The sequence below is a fragment of the Streptococcus sp. HMSC072D05 genome (assembly GCF_001815805.1).
Lineage (GTDB): Bacteria > Bacillota > Bacilli > Lactobacillales > Streptococcaceae > Streptococcus.
In genome coordinates this window covers 635111-653174 of the sequence record NZ_KV822038.1, presented here as the reverse complement: position 1 = coordinate 653174, position 18064 = coordinate 635111, and the positions used below count along the sequence as shown (strand labels likewise).

16 protein-coding genes are annotated in these 18064 nt (G+C 41.1%); 15 read left to right on the top strand and 1 reads right to left on the bottom strand.

Annotated elements, in window-relative coordinates; translation table 11 throughout:
- The 9 genes from HMPREF3057_RS09000 to HMPREF3057_RS08960 all read left to right on the top strand — a co-directional run.
- Positions 1-370, top strand: a 370-nt coding sequence (locus tag HMPREF3057_RS09000; protein WP_070697297.1) for a hypothetical protein, incomplete at its 5' end; no start/stop codon positions are given.
- A 202-nt stretch (positions 371-572) separates the two neighbouring features.
- A complete protein-coding gene (locus tag HMPREF3057_RS08995; protein WP_080980686.1) occupies positions 573-1163 on the top strand; it encodes a class I SAM-dependent methyltransferase in 591 nt (196 codons plus the stop codon).
- The gene (locus HMPREF3057_RS08990; RefSeq protein ID WP_049479693.1) at positions 1160-2437 is read left to right on the top strand and encodes a pyrimidine-nucleoside phosphorylase; all 1278 of its coding nucleotides are present in this window, start codon (positions 1160-1162) and stop codon (positions 2435-2437) included. Before HMPREF3057_RS08995 ends, HMPREF3057_RS08990 begins: the two co-directional genes overlap by 4 nt.
- A gap of 19 nt (positions 2438-2456) precedes the next feature.
- Positions 2457-3119, top strand: a complete 663-nt coding sequence (gene deoC / locus HMPREF3057_RS08985) for a deoxyribose-phosphate aldolase (protein ID WP_049479694.1) — start codon at positions 2457-2459, stop codon at positions 3117-3119.
- Positions 3106-3495, top strand: a complete 390-nt coding sequence (locus tag HMPREF3057_RS08980; protein ID WP_000246096.1) for a cytidine deaminase — start codon at positions 3106-3108, stop codon at positions 3493-3495. Before deoC ends, HMPREF3057_RS08980 begins: the two co-directional genes overlap by 14 nt.
- 89 nt (positions 3496-3584) lie before the next feature.
- On the top strand, positions 3585-4640 hold the full coding sequence (locus HMPREF3057_RS08975) for a BMP family lipoprotein (protein ID WP_049477645.1): 1056 nt from the start codon (positions 3585-3587) through the stop codon (positions 4638-4640).
- Positions 4641-4776: 136 nt separating this feature from the next.
- Positions 4777-6312: an ABC transporter ATP-binding protein gene (locus HMPREF3057_RS08970; protein ID WP_049477644.1), complete on the top strand. Its 1536-nt coding sequence runs from the start codon at positions 4777-4779 to the stop codon at positions 6310-6312.
- A complete protein-coding gene (locus HMPREF3057_RS08965) occupies positions 6305-7363 on the top strand; it encodes an ABC transporter permease (protein WP_000038681.1) in 1059 nt (352 codons plus the stop codon). Before HMPREF3057_RS08970 ends, HMPREF3057_RS08965 begins: the two co-directional genes overlap by 8 nt.
- Before the next feature lie 2 nt (positions 7364-7365).
- Positions 7366-8322 (top strand): ABC transporter permease, encoded by a 957-nt coding sequence (locus HMPREF3057_RS08960; RefSeq protein ID WP_049519642.1) that lies wholly within the window; start codon positions 7366-7368, stop codon positions 8320-8322.
- Between the two features lie 34 nt (positions 8323-8356).
- Here the strand turns inward: HMPREF3057_RS08960 and plsY are convergent, their stop codons facing one another.
- The gene (plsY, locus tag HMPREF3057_RS08955) at positions 8357-8998 is read right to left on the bottom strand and encodes a glycerol-3-phosphate 1-O-acyltransferase PlsY (protein ID WP_049519644.1); all 642 of its coding nucleotides are present in this window, start codon (positions 8996-8998) and stop codon (positions 8357-8359) included.
- A gap of 135 nt (positions 8999-9133) precedes the next feature.
- On the opposite strand from plsY, the gene parE reads away from it, so the two are divergent.
- The 6 genes from parE to HMPREF3057_RS08915 all read left to right on the top strand — a co-directional run bounded on the left by parE (position 9134) and on the right by HMPREF3057_RS08915 (position 17978).
- Positions 9134-11077 (top strand): DNA topoisomerase IV subunit B, encoded by a 1944-nt coding sequence (parE, locus tag HMPREF3057_RS08950; protein WP_070697295.1) that lies wholly within the window; start codon positions 9134-9136, stop codon positions 11075-11077.
- Positions 11078-11584: 507 nt separating this feature from the next.
- A complete protein-coding gene (locus HMPREF3057_RS08940; RefSeq protein ID WP_239822768.1) occupies positions 11585-12127 on the top strand; it encodes a hypothetical protein in 543 nt (180 codons plus the stop codon).
- A 779-nt stretch (positions 12128-12906) separates the two neighbouring features.
- Positions 12907-13761 carry an aminoglycoside 6-adenylyltransferase gene (locus HMPREF3057_RS08930; RefSeq protein ID WP_070697291.1) on the top strand — a complete coding sequence of 285 codons (855 nt, stop codon included), beginning with the start codon at positions 12907-12909 and terminating at the stop codon, positions 13759-13761.
- 241 nt (positions 13762-14002) lie between these two features.
- Positions 14003-16483 (top strand): DNA topoisomerase IV subunit A, encoded by a 2481-nt coding sequence (gene parC, locus HMPREF3057_RS08925; protein ID WP_083312829.1) that lies wholly within the window; start codon positions 14003-14005, stop codon positions 16481-16483.
- Between the two features lie 114 nt (positions 16484-16597).
- Complete coding sequence (locus HMPREF3057_RS08920) at positions 16598-17635, top strand: branched-chain amino acid aminotransferase (protein WP_306806726.1); 1038 nt, start codon at positions 16598-16600, stop codon at positions 17633-17635.
- Positions 17636-17747: 112 nt separating this feature from the next.
- Positions 17748-17978 carry a DUF2969 domain-containing protein gene (locus tag HMPREF3057_RS08915; protein ID WP_000037105.1) on the top strand — a complete coding sequence of 77 codons (231 nt, stop codon included), beginning with the start codon at positions 17748-17750 and terminating at the stop codon, positions 17976-17978.
- Positions 17979-18064: the final 86 nt, after the last annotated feature.

Sequence of the window (18064 nt, the reverse complement as noted above, 5' to 3'; positions counted from 1 at the left end):
TTTTTTTTTAAGTTTTGCCTTACCTTTTATAAGGGGAGCGAATGCGGATAATGGTAGACGCTTTGTGGAAACCTATTACGGTTTTACCTTCTTGATGGATCATCTCCTTGTAACAGTTGTCTTTATCTGTTCGCTCTTGATTGCTTTCATACTAAAAAAACGGTGGACGAAATGGCTTGCGGCTGGTAGTTATCTATTTTTGATTTTGTGGATTGCTACAGAAGGATATCTATTCCGTATGTCACTAGAAGATTTGATACGACTTTGGACAAGTTTGGAAATCTTGACACAAACTTATCAGTTGAGTTTTTATCTAAACATCATATTGGGAATCCTGTTGATAATAAAGTATTTTAAGGTTAAGAAATAGTAATAAAAATGCGCCCGATTGCAGACGAACTGTTTTTTCCTGACTATGATAATTTGTAGTTCCCGATAGATTGTAATGTATTTCTAATAATTGAAAGAGATTGAAGAAAAGGTTTTTTGACTAGGATTCTTCAGTCTTTTTCATTTGATCATCACTTTGTAAACGATTTACAATTCAAGCCAAATTATGGTAAAATAGTTTTATGAGTAAAATGTATTATGCAGAAAATCCTGATGCTGCTCACGACATTCATGAGTTGAGAGTGGAGTTGTTGGGAGAAAACATGACCTTTTTGACGGATGCGGGTGTTTTTAGCAAGAAAATGGTTGACTTTGGGAGTCAGCTCTTGCTCAAGTGTCTAGAGGTAAATGAAGGAGAGACGGTCCTTGATGTGGGGTGTGGTTATGGGCCATTGGGCTTGTCATTGGCCAAGGCTTATGGAGTTCAGACGACCATGGTCGATATCAATAATCGTGCCTTGGACCTAGCGCGACAAAATGCTGAACGTAATAAAGTAGAAGCAACGATTTTCCAATCCAATATCTATGAACAAGTTGAAGGGAAATTTGACCATGTTATTTCTAATCCGCCGATTCGAGCGGGTAAACAAGTTGTTCATGAGATTATCGAAAAGAGCAGAGATTTCTTGAAAGACGGAGGTGATTTAACCATTGTTATTCAAAAGAAACAAGGTGCTCCGAGTGCCAAAAGCAAGATGGAAGACGTTTTCGGAAATTGTGAAATCGTAAAGAAAGATAAGGGATACTATATCCTTAGAAGTGTGAAAGAATGAGAGCAGTTGATTTAATCCAAAAGAAACGAGATGGTCAAGAACTGACTTCAAATGAAATCAAGTGGCTGGTAGAAGGCTATGTGGCTGGAACTATTCCAGACTATCAGATGTCTGCTTTTGCTATGGCTGTTTATTTTAAAGGAATGACCACACGTGAGATTTCTGATCTGACGATGAATATGGTTAAAACAGGTCAGGAGTTTGATTTGTCAGCTATTGATGGGGTTAAAGTTGATAAGCATTCGACTGGTGGTGTAGGTGATAAGGTGACCTTAATCTTGGCTCCACTTGTTGCGAGTTTCGGTGTGCCCGTTGCTAAAATGAGTGGTCGTGGTCTCGGCCATACTGGTGGGACAATTGATAAATTGGAATCCATTAAGGGCTACCAAGTCGAGCGAAGTCAAGAGGATTTCATTCGTCAGGTACAGGACATTGGTGTATCTGTCATTGGGCAGTCAGATCAGCTGGTTAAAGCAGATAAACTTCTCTATGCCCTCCGAGATGTGACCGCAACTGTCGACACGATTCCTTTGATTGCGAGTTCGGTGATGAGCAAGAAAATTGCTGCAGGAGCGGATGCCATTTTGCTAGATGTAACGGTCGGTGAGGGTGCCTTTATGAAGACGGTTGATGAGGCACGCGAATTGGCTCAAACCATGGTGGATCTTGGTAAGGCAGTTGGTCGAAAGACGGTAGCAGTTATTACCGATATGAGCCAACCCTTGGGAAGAGCAATTGGCAATCGTCTCGAAATCCTTGAGGCAATCGAGATTCTTCAAGGAAAAGGTCGAGAAGATATTAGTCACTTTATCTGCGAGTTAGCTCAGATTATGCTTGGATTGGCTGATGTTGAGAAAACGATCGAGGAAATCCGTCAACACCTGGAAAATGGCCAAGCACTGGCTAAGTTTGAAGAAATGGTAACAGCACAAGGCGGTGATTTAGAAGATCTTTATCGCCCCGTCAAAGTTGCCCATGTGGTGGAAATTCCAGCTCAAGATACGGGTGTTATTTCAGCTCTTCCTGCAATGGAATTTGGCCTCTATGCCATGAGACTAGGAGCTGGTCGTGCAATCAAGTCTGATGACTTGGACTATGAAACAGGGATTGTTTTTGAGAAGAAGGTTGGAGACTCCGTTCAAAAAGGGGAAATTGTTGCAAAAGTTTATACAAATGGAAAAATTTCTTCTGAACTAGTTACAGAATTTCAAAAATATGTTAAAATAAATGATGGAGTGCAAAGTTTACGAGAAATTATAGAAATTATCTCATAAAACCAGGGAGAATCCGAATATGAAGTTAAATAAATATATTGATCATACGCTTTTAAAGCAAGATGCAAGCCAAGAACAAATTGATTGTTTGCTATCTGAAGCGCGTGAGTATGACTTTGCCAGTGTTTGTGTCAATCCCACATGGGTTAAACATGCGAAAACAGGGCTTGAAGGCTCAGATGTAAAGGTTTGTACAGTAGTAGGTTTTCCTTTGGGAGCAACAACTTCAGCTGTGAAAGCTTTTGAAACAAAAGAAGCTGTTCAAAACGGTGCGGATGAGATTGATATGGTTATCAATGTTGGTGCCCTCAAATCAGGCAATCTGGATTTGGTTGAATCGGACATCCGTGCTGTCGTAGAAGCAAGTGGTGACAAGTTGGTTAAGGTCATTATTGAAGCTTGCTTGTTGACAGACGATGAAAAGGTTGTGGCTTGCCAATTATCCCAGAAAGCAGGCGCTGACTTTGTCAAAACATCAACTGGATTTTCAACTGGTGGTGCCACTATTGAGGATGTTCAGTTGATGCGTGAAACAGTCGGGCCAGATATGGGAGTTAAGGCAGCTGGTGGAGCGCGTTCATATGCAGATGCTGTCGCTTTTGTGGAAGCAGGCGCTACCCGTATCGGAACATCTGCTGGCGTTGCGATTTTAAAAGGAGAATTGGCAGATGGCAACTACTGAGTTGATTGAACTAGCAATTGAAACTAGCAAGAAAGCTTATGTGCCTTATTCTCACTTTCCTATCGGAGCTGTTTTAGTTGCCAAGGATGGTAGCATTTATACGGGTGTCAATATCGAGAATGCTAGTTATCCCTTGACTAATTGTGGAGAACGTACTGCTATTTTTAAAGCAGTTTCGGAGGGGCAACGGGAGTTTTCAGAATTGATTGTCTACGGACAAACTGAAAAACCCATCTCGCCATGTGGTGCTTGCCGCCAGGTCATGGTTGAATTTTTTGAACAAGATCTAAAAGTGACTTTAGTCGCTAAAGATAAATCGACGGTCGAGATGACGGTCGGGGAGTTACTTCCATACTCATTTACAGACTTAAACTAGTCTGAGTCACTCTCTGAGTGATGCGGTCCTTGTGGCCAACCAATCCATACTTGCAACATCGTTGCACATCTTATTTAGGAGGTTCAGTAATGAACAAGAAACAATGGCTAGGCCTTGGTCTAGTTGCAGTAGCAGCAGTTGGACTTGCTGCATGTGGTAACCGCTCTTCTCGTAACGCAGCTTCATCTTCATCAGAAATGAAGACCAAAGCAGCAATCGTAACAGATACTGGTGGTGTTGATGATAAATCATTTAACCAATCAGCTTGGGAAGGTTTGCAAGACTGGGGTAAAGAACACAATCTTTCTAAAGATAAAGGTTACACTTACTTCCAATCAACAAGCGAAGCAGACTATGCTAACAACTTGCAACAAGCGGCTGGAAGTTACAACCTGATCTTCGGTGTTGGTTTTGCCCTTCACAATGCAGTTGAGGAAGCAGCAAAAGACCACTCTGACCTAAACTATGTCTTGATTGATGATGTGATTGAAGGTCAAAAGAATGTTGCGAGCGTAAGATTTGCGGATAATGAAGCAGCTTACCTTGCTGGTGTTGCAGCAGCGAAAACTACGAAAACAAAACAAGTTGGTTTTGTAGGTGGTATCGAATCTGAAGTTATTTCACGTTTTGCAGCTGGATTCAAAGCTGGTGTTGAGTCAGTAGACCCATCTATCAAAGTCCAAGTTGACTACGCTGGTTCATTTGGTGATGCTGCCAAAGGTAAAACAATTGCAGCAGCTCAATATGCTGCCGGTGCAGACGTTGTCTACCAAGCAGCTGGTGGTACAGGTGCTGGTGTCTTTGCTGAAGCAAAATCATTGAACGAAAACAAAAATGAAGACGAAAAAGTTTGGGTTATCGGTGTAGACCGTGACCAAGCAGCAGAAGGTAAATACACTTCTAAAGATGGTAAAGAATCTAACTTTGTTCTTGTATCTACATTGAAACAAGTTGGTACAACTGTAAAAGATATTGCTAACAAAACAGAAAAAGGTGAATTCCCTGGTGGACAAGTGATTGTTTACTCATTGAAAGATAAAGGGGTTGAGCTAGCAGTAACAAACCTTTCAGAAGAAGGTAAAAAAGCTGTTGAAGATGCAAAAGCTAAGATCCTTGACGGAAGCGTAAAAGTTCCTGAAAAATAATGGATAAAAGTCATTTCTTAGGAAGCGGCCATCGGTCGCTTCTTTAAGAATTGAGGCAATTTTTGTCTCAATAGAGCTTGTTAATGTGATTAGCAGGTTTTATTGAAATAAAATAAACCTCTGAAAGGAAGAGCATATGGCACACGAAAATGTCATTGAGATGCGGGATATTACCAAGGTGTTTGGTGAATTTGTAGCAAACGACAAAATCAACTTGCAACTGCGAAAAGGTGAAATTCATGCACTTTTAGGAGAAAATGGAGCGGGTAAATCCACTCTGATGAATATGCTAGCAGGACTTCTTGAACCAACGAGTGGTGAAATTGTGGTGAATGGTCAGGTTGTAAAACTAGACTCACCATCTAAAGCCGCTGGTCTTGGAATTGGGATGGTTCACCAACATTTCATGTTAGTTGAGGCTTTTACAGTAGCTGAGAATATCATTTTAGGGAGTGAAATCACTAAAAATGGTGTTCTAGATATAGCTGGTGCTACTAAAGAAATCAAGGCTCTTTCTGAACGTTATGGTTTGGCAGTAGATCCAGCTGCTAAGGTGGCGGATATTTCCGTTGGTGCCCAACAACGTGTAGAGATCTTGAAAACACTCTATCGTGGTGCTGATATCCTTATCTTTGACGAACCTACAGCCGTATTGACTCCTTCAGAGATTGATGAGTTGATGGCAATCATGAAAAACCTTGTCAAAGAAGGGAAGTCTATCATTTTGATTACCCATAAACTGGATGAGATTCGTGCGGTATCGAATCGAGTCACGGTTATCCGTCGTGGGAAATCAATCCAGACGGTTGAAATCGCAGGAGCAACAAATGCGGACTTGGCAGAAATGATGGTTGGACGCTCAGTCTCCTTTAAAACGGAAAAACGAGCACCGCAACCAAAAGAAGTGGTCTTGTCTATCAAAGACTTGGTTGTCAATGAGAACCGAGGTGTACCAGCTGTGAAGAATCTTTCTTTGGATGTTCGTGCTGGTGAAATTGTCGGTATTGCAGGTATTGATGGCAATGGTCAATCTGAACTCATTCAAGCCATTACTGGTCTTCGTAAGGTTGAGTCAGGTAGCGTTGAATTAAAAGGCAAATCAATCGTGGGGATGCATCCTCGACAAATTACAGAACTAAGCGTGGGGCACGTTCCTGAGGATCGTCACCGTGATGGCTTGATTTTGGAGATGATGATTTCAGAAAATATCGCTCTTCAAACCTACTACAAAGAACCACTCAGCAAAAATGGCATCTTGAACTATGCCAATATCACTTCAAATGCCAAGAAATTGATGGAAGAATTTGACGTCCGTGCGGCAAGCGAATTTGTTCCAGCGGCAGCTCTTTCAGGAGGAAATCAACAAAAAGCGATTATCGCTCGTGAGATTGATCGTGATCCTGATCTCCTTATCGTCAGCCAGCCAACTCGTGGTTTGGATGTCGGTGCCATTGAATATATCCACAAACGTTTGATTGAAGAGCGTGATAACGGTAAGGCTGTCCTTGTTGTCAGCTTTGAATTGGATGAGATTTTAAATGTCTCAGACCGAATTGCTGTTATTCACGATGGTAAGATTCAAGGTATTGTATCGCCAGAAACAACTAACAAACAAGAACTTGGTGTCTTGATGGCAGGTGGAAACTTGGGAAAGGAGAAGAGTGATGTCTAAAAAATTACAACAAATTTCGGTTCCCTTGATTTCCGTATTCTTAGGAATCTTGCTCGGAGCCATTGTCATGTGGATCTTCGGATATGATGCTATCTGGGGCTATGAGGAGTTGTTCTATACAGCTTTTGGTAGCCTCCGTGGAATTGGAGAAATTTTCCGTGCCATGGGTCCTCTTGTCTTGATAGGTCTTGGTTTCGCAGTTGCCAGTCGAGCAGGTTTCTTTAACGTTGGACTTCCTGGTCAGGCTCTTGCGGGTTGGATCCTCAGTGGTTGGTTTGCCTTGTCAAATCCAGATATGCCTCGTCTCGTTTTGATTCCATTAACAGTGATCATTGCTTTGATTGCAGGTGGAATTGTTGGTGCGATTCCAGGTATCCTCAGAGCTTATCTCGGTACGTCAGAGGTTATCGTGACCATCATGATGAACTACATTGTATTGTATGTGGGAAATGCCTTTATTCATGCCTTTCCTAAAGATATTATGCAAAGTACAGACTCAACGATTCGTGTTAGTGCCAATGCTACTTACCAGACACCATGGTTATCAGAGTTGACTGGAAATTCCCGTATGAATATCGGAATCTTCTTTGCAATCATTGCTGTAGCTGTGATTTGGTTCTTGCTCAAGAAAACGACTCTCGGTTTTGAAATTCGTGCAGTTGGTCTTAATCCCCATGCTTCAGAGTACGCTGGTATTTCAGCAAAACGTACAATCATTCTATCAATGATTATCTCTGGTGCCTTGGCTGGTCTTGGTGGAGCTGTCGAAGGTCTTGGAACCTTCCAAAACGTTTACGTTCAGGGATCATCATTGGCTATCGGATTTAACGGGATGGCAGTTAGTTTGCTTGCTGGAAATTCCCCAATTGGAATTCTCTTTGCAGCCTTCTTATTTGGAGTTTTGCAAGTAGGAGCACCGGGTATGAATGCAGCACAAGTTCCGTCTGAGCTTGTCAGCATTGTAACAGCGTCTATTATCTTCTTTGTCAGCGTTCACTACATTATCGAACGCTTTGTCAAACCTAAAAAACAAGTTAAAGGAGGTAAGTAAGGATGTCTATTACAACATTACTCACCCTCTTGGTCTCTTCTATGCTGATTTATTCAGCACCACTTATTTTTACGAGTATCGGGGGAGTTTTCTCTGAACGTGGTGGTGTCGTTAACGTTGGTCTTGAAGGAATTATGGTTATGGGAGCCTTTTCTGGGGTTGTCTTTAACCTTGAATTTGCAGAACAACTTGGAGCGGCGACCCCTTGGATTTCCTTGTTAGTTGCTGGTATCGTGGGAGCTATTTTCTCCCTCATCCATGCAGTCGCTACAGTTCATTTCCGTGCGGACCATGTTGTCAGTGGTACAGTATTGAACTTGATGGCTCCTGCCCTAGCAGTTTTCTTGGTTAAAGTTCTTTATAACAAAGGACAAACGGATAACTTAAGCCAGACTTTTGGACGTTTTGATTTCCCAGTTTTGGCTGATATCCCTGTGATTGGAGATATCTTCTTCAAGTCAACCAGTCTACTAGGTTATATCGCGATTGCCTTCTCATTCTTTGCATGGTTTATTCTCTTTAAGACACGTTTTGGTCTTCGCCTTCGCTCTGTTGGTGAACACCCTCAAGCAGCGGATACCTTGGGGATCAATGTCTACAAAATGAGATATCTTGGGGTTGTTATTTCAGGTTTACTTGGTGGAATTGGGGGAGCGATTTATGCTCAATCAATCTCAGTTAACTTCTCAGTGACAACTATTGTCGGTCCTGGATTTATCGCCCTTGCTGCGATGATCTTTGGTAAATGGAACCCAATTGGTGCAATGCTTTCTAGTCTTTTCTTTGGACTTTCACAAAGTTTGGCAGTTATCGGTTCTCAATTACCTTTCCTGCAAGGAGTGCCAGCGGTTTACCTTCAAATCGCGCCTTATGTCTTGACCATTCTTGTCTTGGCAGCCTTCTTTGGAAAAGCAGTTGCACCTAAGGCAGACGGTATCAACTACATCAAGTCAAAATAAGCATACAAAAAAACGTCAGTTTCAAACTGGCGTTTTATTTTTTAGGATTTTGATGTGTCAAGTTTAGTCCCCAAGGAACGAGATTTTCAGTTTTATTTTTGATACGTGTGATATTATCCTTGTGACGAATGATAATCAAGCTAGCAAGTGCTAGGATAATCAAAATGAAGAGAGGGTCATAGCTGTTTAGGATAAAACCAAATAGTGGAAATAGGAGAACTCCGATAACGGCTGCGATAGAAGCGGTAACGCTAGACAGTGAAATCATACTACCTAGATAGAGGCTTCCAAAGAATACGATTGCTAGATAGAGACAGAAAACAGGCGCAAATCCGAAAATCACTCCAGCACTGGTTGCGACAGCTTTGCCCCCTTTAAATCCTGCAAAGATAGGGAAAGTATGTCCAATGACAGCCAAAAGACCAAATACAAGAGGTGATACACCTTGAAGGTGGAAAAGGATTGGAAGGAGAGTGGCCAAGGTTCCTTTAAAGAAGTCAATCACAAAGGTTGCCATACCCGCTTTCTTACCTAAAATTCGGAAAGTATTGGTTGTTCCGGTGTTTCCAGAACCATGTTCACGCAGATTTGTTTGAAAGAAGATTTGTCCAATCCAAAGACCAGACGGAATCGAACCTAGCAGATAAGCTAAAATTAATAATACAAATGTCATCATAGTACTATTATACCATGAAATGATATAGAAAGTCAGAGAATATCCTGTGAAATTGTGACAGCTGAAAGGGAAAAGCTTTGCAAAATCGCTAGAAAACCTGTAAAATAGAAAAGATGAACAAATAGGAGGTTCCTTGTGTCAAAAAAGGAAATCAATATTAATAACTACAATGATGACGCCATTCAGGTGCTAGAAGGGTTGGATGCGGTCCGTAAACGTCCAGGGATGTATATTGGATCGACTGACGGTGCTGGTCTCCATCACCTAGTCTGGGAAATTGTGGACAATGCAGTCGATGAGGCTTTGTCTGGATTTGGTGACCGCATTGATGTGACCATCAATAAGGACGGCAGTCTAACTGTTCAAGACCATGGTCGTGGGATGCCAACCGGGATGCACGCCATGGGAATTCCAACTGTTGAAGTTATCTTTACCATTCTCCACGCTGGAGGAAAATTCGGTCAAGGTGGTTATAAGACATCAGGTGGTCTCCACGGAGTGGGATCTTCAGTCGTTAATGCCCTTTCTAGTTGGCTAGAAGTTGAAATTACTCGTGACGGTACAGTCTACAAGCAACGTTTTGAAAATGGTGGAAAACCTGTTACAACCTTGAAAAAAATTGGTACAGCACCCAAGTCTAAGACAGGTACCAAAGTCACTTTCATGCCTGACGCGACGATTTTTTCTACGACTGACTTCAAGTACAATACCATTTCAGAACGACTCAATGAGTCAGCCTTTCTTTTAAAAAATGTTACCTTGTCTTTGACAGATAAGCGAACAGATGAAGCAATCGAATTCCATTATGAGAACGGGGTACAGGACTTTGTTTCTTACCTCAATGAAGACAAGGAAATCTTGACGCCAGTCCTATACTTTGAAGGCGAAGACAATGGTTTCCAAGTGGAAGTTGCCCTCCAGTACAATGATGGATTCTCAGATAACATTCTATCCTTTGTCAATAACGTTCGTACTAAAGATGGTGGAACGCACGAGACAGGACTCAAGTCAGCCATTACCAAGGTTATGAATGACTACGCGCGTAAGACTGGGCTCCTCAAGGAAAAAGATAAAAACCTAGAAGGTTCAGATTATCGTGAGGGACTAGCTGCCGTTCTTTCTATTCTGGTTCCTGAAGAGCACCTTCAGTTTGAAGGACAGACCAAGGACAAACTTGGAAGTCCACTAGCTCGTCCAGTTGTAGACGGGATTGTGGCTGATAAGTTAACCTTCTTCCTCATGGAAAATGGAGAACTTGCTTCCAATCTTATTCGCAAGGCTATCAAGGCTCGTGACGCTCGTGAAGCAGCACGAAAGGCTCGTGATGAGAGCCGAAATGGCAAGAAAAACAAGAAAGACAAGGGCTTACTTTCTGGGAAATTAACCCCAGCCCAGTCTAAAAATCCTGCTAAGAATGAACTCTATCTGGTCGAGGGAGACTCTGCCGGTGGTTCTGCCAAACAAGGCCGTGACCGTAAGTTCCAGGCTATCCTACCTCTTCGTGGTAAGGTCATCAATACAGCCAAGGCCAAGATGGCGGATATCCTCAAAAATGAAGAAATCAATACCATGATTTATACCATTGGTGCGGGTGTGGGAGCAGACTTCTCCCTTGAAGATGCCAACTATGACAAGATCATTATCATGACCGATGCGGATACTGACGGTGCTCATATCCAAACCTTGCTCTTAACCTTTTTCTACCGCTACATGCGTCCGCTAGTCGAGGCAGGACATGTCTATATCGCCCTTCCGCCTCTTTACAAGATGTCCAAAGGAAAAGGCAAGAAGGAAGAAGTGGCCTATGCTTGGACGGACGGAGAGCTAGAAGAACTCCGCAAGCAATTCGGCAAAGGAGCTACCCTTCAACGCTACAAGGGACTTGGTGAAATGAATGCGGACCAACTCTGGGAAACAACCATGAATCCAGAAACTCGAACTCTCATTCGTGTCACAATCGAAGATTTAGCACGCGCCGAACGTCGCGTCAATGTCCTCATGGGAGATAAGGTCGAACCACGCCGTAAGTGGATTGAGGATAATGTTAAGTTTACGCTGGAGGAAGCGACAGTGTTTTAAGGGGCATGAATAATGGTTGATTCAGGATATTCGATTTTTGGTAGTTACTTGGGTTTGGTTTTCTTAGTTTCTTTACCCTCGGCTATTCTTGCATTCTACATTAACAGTCGAAAAAAAAGTTTCCAAGGTTTATATGCACCGATTGTATTTACCTTGTTTATGATCTTGATGCTTTTATTCAATATGGATTCGTCAGAATCCGGTTCTTTAGTGGCATCCTTTGTCATGATTTTATTTGGTTTTCCTTTGATAGCAGGAGCCTTAATCTACACACTTATTCGATTGTGTTATGTCTATCCGGAGAAACGGTGGAAGGCTTTTTTGATTTTCCTATCCTATATTTTAGGTCCCCTATCTGTAGGTATTCTGGGATGGTATGTGGTAAATTTAGTTCAGATCCATCTGTTGACATTCTTGGTAATGATTTTGATGATTCTAGTTTCCTATCTTCCTCCTCTCTATCTCCATTACACCAAACGAAATCAGTAAGCAAAGGGGGAGTGAATAGTGAACAGTTCTTTAATAATGATATTTTTCTTTCTCGAAATCATTGCTATTGCTGGAATAATTCTTGATGCAATCTCCAATAAAGAGAAAATAGAATATTCAAGCTCCTTAAGTTCCCTAGTATTTATGGCTTGTAATATAGGAATGTTTGTAGTGTTCAACCCGTCTTTAGACGAACCCTACTTAGGAGTATTTGTACGGGTATTTTCTTTATATACTCATGCGCCTCTGTGCATAACATATGCGATTACTAGTCTTTATAAGAGTATCAAGCACGTCAAGTATTTTCCTAGTAAGTTTGCCCGAATCTTATTATCTAACGTTACACTTATATTTCTACTCTCAATTGTAAATGTTTTTGTATTATTTAGAGAGATTAAAGAAATCTATATACTTATTTTCTTGCAAGGCCTTTTTTCAGGAATTCAATTCCTACTTTGGATGCTTGAAAGAAAAAGAGTTCGAAAACTACAACAACAAAAGAAAGAAGATGCTCCTTTTACTAACCATGTTTCAGATGAGGGTGACATAGATGAGAACTGACCAGGAAATGCTTGAACTGATTTTAGGAACAGTTAAAATTTTAAAAGTTGACACTGGTAAGAACTCAAGTATCTCCTCTTGAATAATCTAACGGAAAATATCATTCAGGTATGTTTCTTTAGAGGGCGCTTTATACTATTTGAAGGATATTATTTTTACCATACAGGAAAGTCGCATCTTTCAAGTAAAAATGACTATCATATTTGTTATGTAAATAATATATAGAACTAAAGGGGGGTCAGTAATGTTTAGGGAATTTACGTTATCTACTTTAATTAGGGAATTTATGTATTTTATTCCCGTTATAACCATAGTAATTTTTGCAATTATAAGTGATTTAATATCTAACTTGGGGAAAAAAGAAAACGCTCGTGCAGTGTCCCTATTTATGTTGAACATCTTCACTATTGGCTTTTGCCTATTAGATAAAGGTTACCCATACTTTGGACAAAGGTTTATCTTTTATTATGTAGGTTGCTTCACACCTTTAATGATCGCATATTCATTATATACCCTCTATAGGAGTATAAAACATTATATGCATTTTAGGAGAACATTTGCTATAATACTTCTTATCAATGCCATCTTTATTTTTTCCCTTTCATTGGTAAATATGTTTGTTGTCTGGGAAATCATAAAAAATTACCAAAAAAGTGACATAATATCTACTTATTATATTTTAATTGTTTTAGGGATTTGCTCAACTATCCAATTAATCGTAGGGGAACTTGAGAAGAAAAGAATACGAGTCCTTCAGAAACAAGAGGAACTAGATAGTTATGAAAAATAACTTAATTAAAGGTAGATGCAGAAAATATAGAAGTCAAGAGCAAATGCTGAGGTTGATTTCACAGACTGCTAAATCTATACAAGTTGAGGCTGTCGCCATGTCTGGTTCACGGACAAATCCAAAAGCACCAAAAGATGAGTTTCAGGATTACGACGTGGTCTATGTCGTGGACGACTTAGATAATTTGACGAGTGACCTTTCTTGGTTAGACCAGTTTGGCACTCGTATCATTGAGCAGCATAATGTCCTAGGCAACCGTCGACTTTATCTAATGCTATTTGAAGATGGAAATCGGATTGATTTGACCCTCTGTCCTACGGAGTATATTCAAGAGTGGGTGGATAGTGAAGCTGATTATACAGTTTTGAAAGATGAGAAAGGCTTGTTTGTGCCCTATTCTCCAAATCCTCAACGTTACTGGACAAGCCCAGCTAGTGCGATTGATTTTGAAAAAGCCTGCAATGAATTTTGGTGGGTGTCAGCCTACGTGGTTAAAGGGATTTGTCGCAAGCAAGCCATCTATGCCACGGATCATCTCTACGGAATTTGTCAACAAGAGTTGTTAAAAGTCTTTGCTTGGCAGGTCGCAAGTGATAGGGGAGAGGTCGATATCGGCAAGAACTACAAGTATCTTTTCCAGTATTTACCTGCAGAGAAGGAGAAGGAATTCTCAGCTCTACTTGATTTTTCAAGTGTAGAGAAACTTACTCAGTCATTGTTTGCTACGATGCAACTTTTCCACAGAGAAGCTCAAATCCTTGCCCAAAAGATGGGATTTGACTACGATAAAGAAGTAGCTGAGAAGATGATTCAGTATGCTGAGGAGAGACTTTCAAATCACTAACTAAATAAAGTATATAATTTAAAAGATTAAACTACAGAAAAGATAGTTTAGTTATATATAGTAACTGAACACGGAACTAATTTCTGTAAATTATCCCTTATTCTATAAAAACCACTCTACATTCTTTGAAAGGAGTTGAACACGCCCTAAATGCTGTGTGAAAAAGATAGATTCTCTTGTGAGCATCGCTCACTGCAATAATTTCCTATTTTCACTTTGCATTTTACGGGCTTAGTATCCTATGTCTAACATTCAAAACATGTCCCTGGAGGACATCATGGGAGAGCGCTTTGGTCGCTACTCCAAGTACATCATTCAAGACCGGGCTTTGCCAGACATTCGGGATGGCTTGAAGCCGGTTCAGCGTCGTATTCTTTATTCAATGAATAAAGATGGCAATACTTTTGACAAGAGCTACCGTAAGTCGGCCAAGTCTGTCGGTAACATCATGGGGAATTTTCACCCACACGGTGATTTTTCCATCTATGATGCCATGGTTCGTATGTCTCAGGACTGGAAAAACCGTGAGATTCTAGTTGAAATGCACGGTAATAACGGTTCTATGGACGGAGATCCGCCTGCGGCTATGCGTTATACCGAGGCTCGTTTGTCTGAGATTGCTGGTTATCTTCTTCAAGATATCGAAAAGAAGACAGTTCCCTTTGCTTGGAACTTTGACGATACCGAGAAAGAGCCGACGGTTTTGCCAGCAGCCTTTCCAAACCTCTTGGTCAATGGTTCGACTGGGATTTCAGCTGGTTATGCTACAGACATTCCACCGCATAATTTGGCTGAGGTTATTGATGCGACGGTTTACATGATTGACCACCCAACAGCCAAGGTGGACAAACTCATGGAATTCTTGCCTGGGCCAGACTTCCCTACAGGAGCTATCATCCAAGGGCGTGATGAAATCAAGAAAGCCTATGAAACTGGGAAGGGGCGCGTGGTTGTTCGTTCTAAGACGGAGATTGAAAAGCTAAAAGGCGGTAAGGAACAAATCGTTATCACTGAGATTCCTTATGAAATCAATAAGGCTAATCTAGTCAAGAAAATCGATGATGTTCGTGTCAATAACAAGGTAGCTGGGATTGCCGAGGTTCGTGATGAGTCTGACCGTGACGGTCTTCGTATCGCTATTGAACTTAAAAAAGACGCGAATACCGAGCTTGTACTCAACTATCTCTTCAAATATACTGACTTGCAAATCAACTACAACTTTAACATGGTGGCGATTGACAATTTCACCCCTCGTCAGGTTGGGATTATTCCAATCTTATCTAGCTACATCGCCCACCGTCGTGAAGTGATTCTAGCACGTTCCCGCTTTGACAAGGAAAAGGCTGAGAAACGTCTGCATATCGTTGAAGGTTTGATTCGCGTGATTTCGATTTTGGACGAAGTCATTGCCCTTATCCGTGCTTCTGAGAACAAGGCTGACGCTAAGGAAAACCTCAAGATCAGCTATGAGTTTACTGAGGAGCAGGCAGAAGCCATCGTGACCTTACAACTTTACCGTTTGACCAATACAGACGTGGTTGTCTTGCAGGAAGAAGAAGCAGAATTGCGTGAAAAGATTGCCATGCTTGCGGCTATCATCGGTGATGAACGGACTATGTACAATCTCATGAAGAAAGAACTTCGTGAGGTCAAGAAGAAATTTGCGACACCACGTTTGAGTACTTTGGAAGATACTGCGAAAGCAATCGAGATTGACACAGCTAGTTTGATTGCCGAGGAAGATACCTATGTCAGCGTAACTAAGGCAGGCTATATCAAGCGTACTAGCCCACGTTCCTTTGCGGCATCTACTCTGGAAGAAATTGGCAAGCGTGATGATGATCGTTTGATCTTTGTACAAACTGCCAAGACAACCCAGCACCTCTTGATGTTCACTACTCTTGGAAATGTCATTTATCGACCAATCCATGAATTGGCAGATATTCGTTGGAAGGATATCGGAGAGCATCTGAGCCAGACCATTACAAACTTTGAAACTAACGAAGAAATACTCTATGCAGAAGTCGTGGATCAGTTTGATGATGCGACAACTTATTTTGCAGCGACTCGTCTTGGTCAAATCAAACGTGTAGAACGCAAAGAATTCTCTCCATGGCGGACCTACAAGTCGAAGTCTGTCAAGTATGCTAAGCTCAAAGACGAGACAGACCAAATTGTAGCAGTGGCTCCGATTAAACTAGATGATGTTCTTTTGATTAGTCAAAACGGCTATGCCCTTCGTTTCAACATCGAAGAGGTTCCGGTTGTTGGTGCCAAGGCTGCAGGTGTCAAGGCTATGAACCTGAAAGTAGATGATACACTTCAGGCTGGCTTTATCTGTAACACCTCATCCTTCTACCTCTTGACTCAGCGTGGAAGTTTGAAACGTGTTTCTATTGAGGAAATTCCAGAAACCAGCCGTGCCAAACGAGGTCTACAGGTCTTGCGTGAGCTAAAAAATAAACCACACCGCGTCTTCTTGGCAGGAGCGGTTTCTGAGCAAGGCTTCGTTGGTGATCTCTTTAGTACAGAAGTAGAAGAAAACGACCAAACACTGCTTGTCCAATCTAATAAGGGAACAATCTATGAGAGTCAATTGCAAGATTTGAACTTGTCAGAACGTACTAGCAATGGAAGCTTTATTTCAGACACCATTTCAGATGAGGAAGTTTTCGATGCTTACCTCAAAGAAATCTTTAAAGAGGATAAAGCGAATTCATAAAAAAATCAGTCCAGAGGGCTGATTTCTTTATGTTGAAAAAATTTTCAGAAAATTACAAATAATACTTGAAATTTTACTAGAAAAGTGTAGAATAGAACACATAGTTTGAATAGTATAAAGGAGAAACACATGACAGTTGCAATTGATTGGGAAAACCTTGGATTTGCTTATATGAAACTACCTTACCGTTATATCGCTCACTACAAAAATGGTCAATGGGATCAAGGAGAATTGACAGAGGATGCAACCTTGCATATTTCAGAGTCTTCTCCAAGTCTCCACTATGGACAGCAAGCATTTGAGGGATTGAAAGCCTATCGTACCAAGGACGACAGTGTTCAATTGTTCCGTCCTGACGAAAATGCTAAGCGTTTGCAACGTACTTGTGACCGTCTTTTGATGCCACAAGTTCCGACAGAAATGTTTGTAGAAGCTTGTAAAGCAGTTGTGCGTGCAAATGAAGAATACGTCCCACCATATGGAACAGGTGGAACTCTTTATCTTCGTCCGCTGTTGATTGGTGTTGGGGATATTATTGGGGTAAAACCAGCAGAAGAGTATATTTTCACCATCTTTGCTATGCCGGTTGGTAACTATTTTAAAGGTGGTTTAGTTCCAACCAACTTCTTGATTCAGGATGAATACGACCGTGCAGCTCCGAATGGTACAGGTGCGGCCAAGGTAGGTGGAAACTATGCTGCTAGTCTCCTTCCAGGTAAGATGGCCAAGTCACGCCAATTTTCAGATGTTATCTACCTAGACCCATCTACACATACAAAGATTGAAGAAGTCGGATCAGCCAACTTCTTTGGAATCACGGCAGACAATGAATTTGTTACGCCATTGAGTCCATCTATCTTACCATCTATTACCAAGTATTCTTTGCTTTACTTGGCAGAACATCGCTTGGGCTTGACTCCGATTGAAGGTGATGTCCCAATCGATAATTTGGAGCGTTTTGTAGAGGCAGGTGCTTGTGGAACAGCAGCGGTTATTTCGCCAATTGGAGGCATCCAACATGGTGATGATTTCCATGTTTTCTATAGTGAAACAGAAGTAGGTCCTGTTACACGTAAACTCTATGATGAATTGACTGGTATCCAATTTGGTGATGTGGAAGCACCAGAGAGATGGATTGTCAAAGTGGACTAAAAGATATGAAATAAAGAAGAGCTCCATAGCAGTTGTAATAGCTGAAATGGAGTTTTTTCTTGCTAGTTTTAGCTTTTTCTTGTACAATAGAAAAAGTGAAAAGAGGTACAGTATGAGTAAAAAAGATAAGAAAATTGAAATCCAATTAACAGATGCAAAAGTGACTGTTGGAAAAGACAGCTATGAAGGATACGTTTTGACGATCGGGAAAAAAGTCATTGGAGAAATTGCCGAATTAGATAACCAATTTGCCATCATAAAGAATGGAAATGTCGATAGTTTTTATAAAAAACTTGAAAAAGCTGTGGAAATTTTGATTGAAAACTATAATTTGACAAAATAATACTTGTTTTATTGAAAATTTCATGATATAATAGTTCTCGTTAAACATTGGAGAGATAGCGAAGAGGCTAAACGCGGCGGACTGTA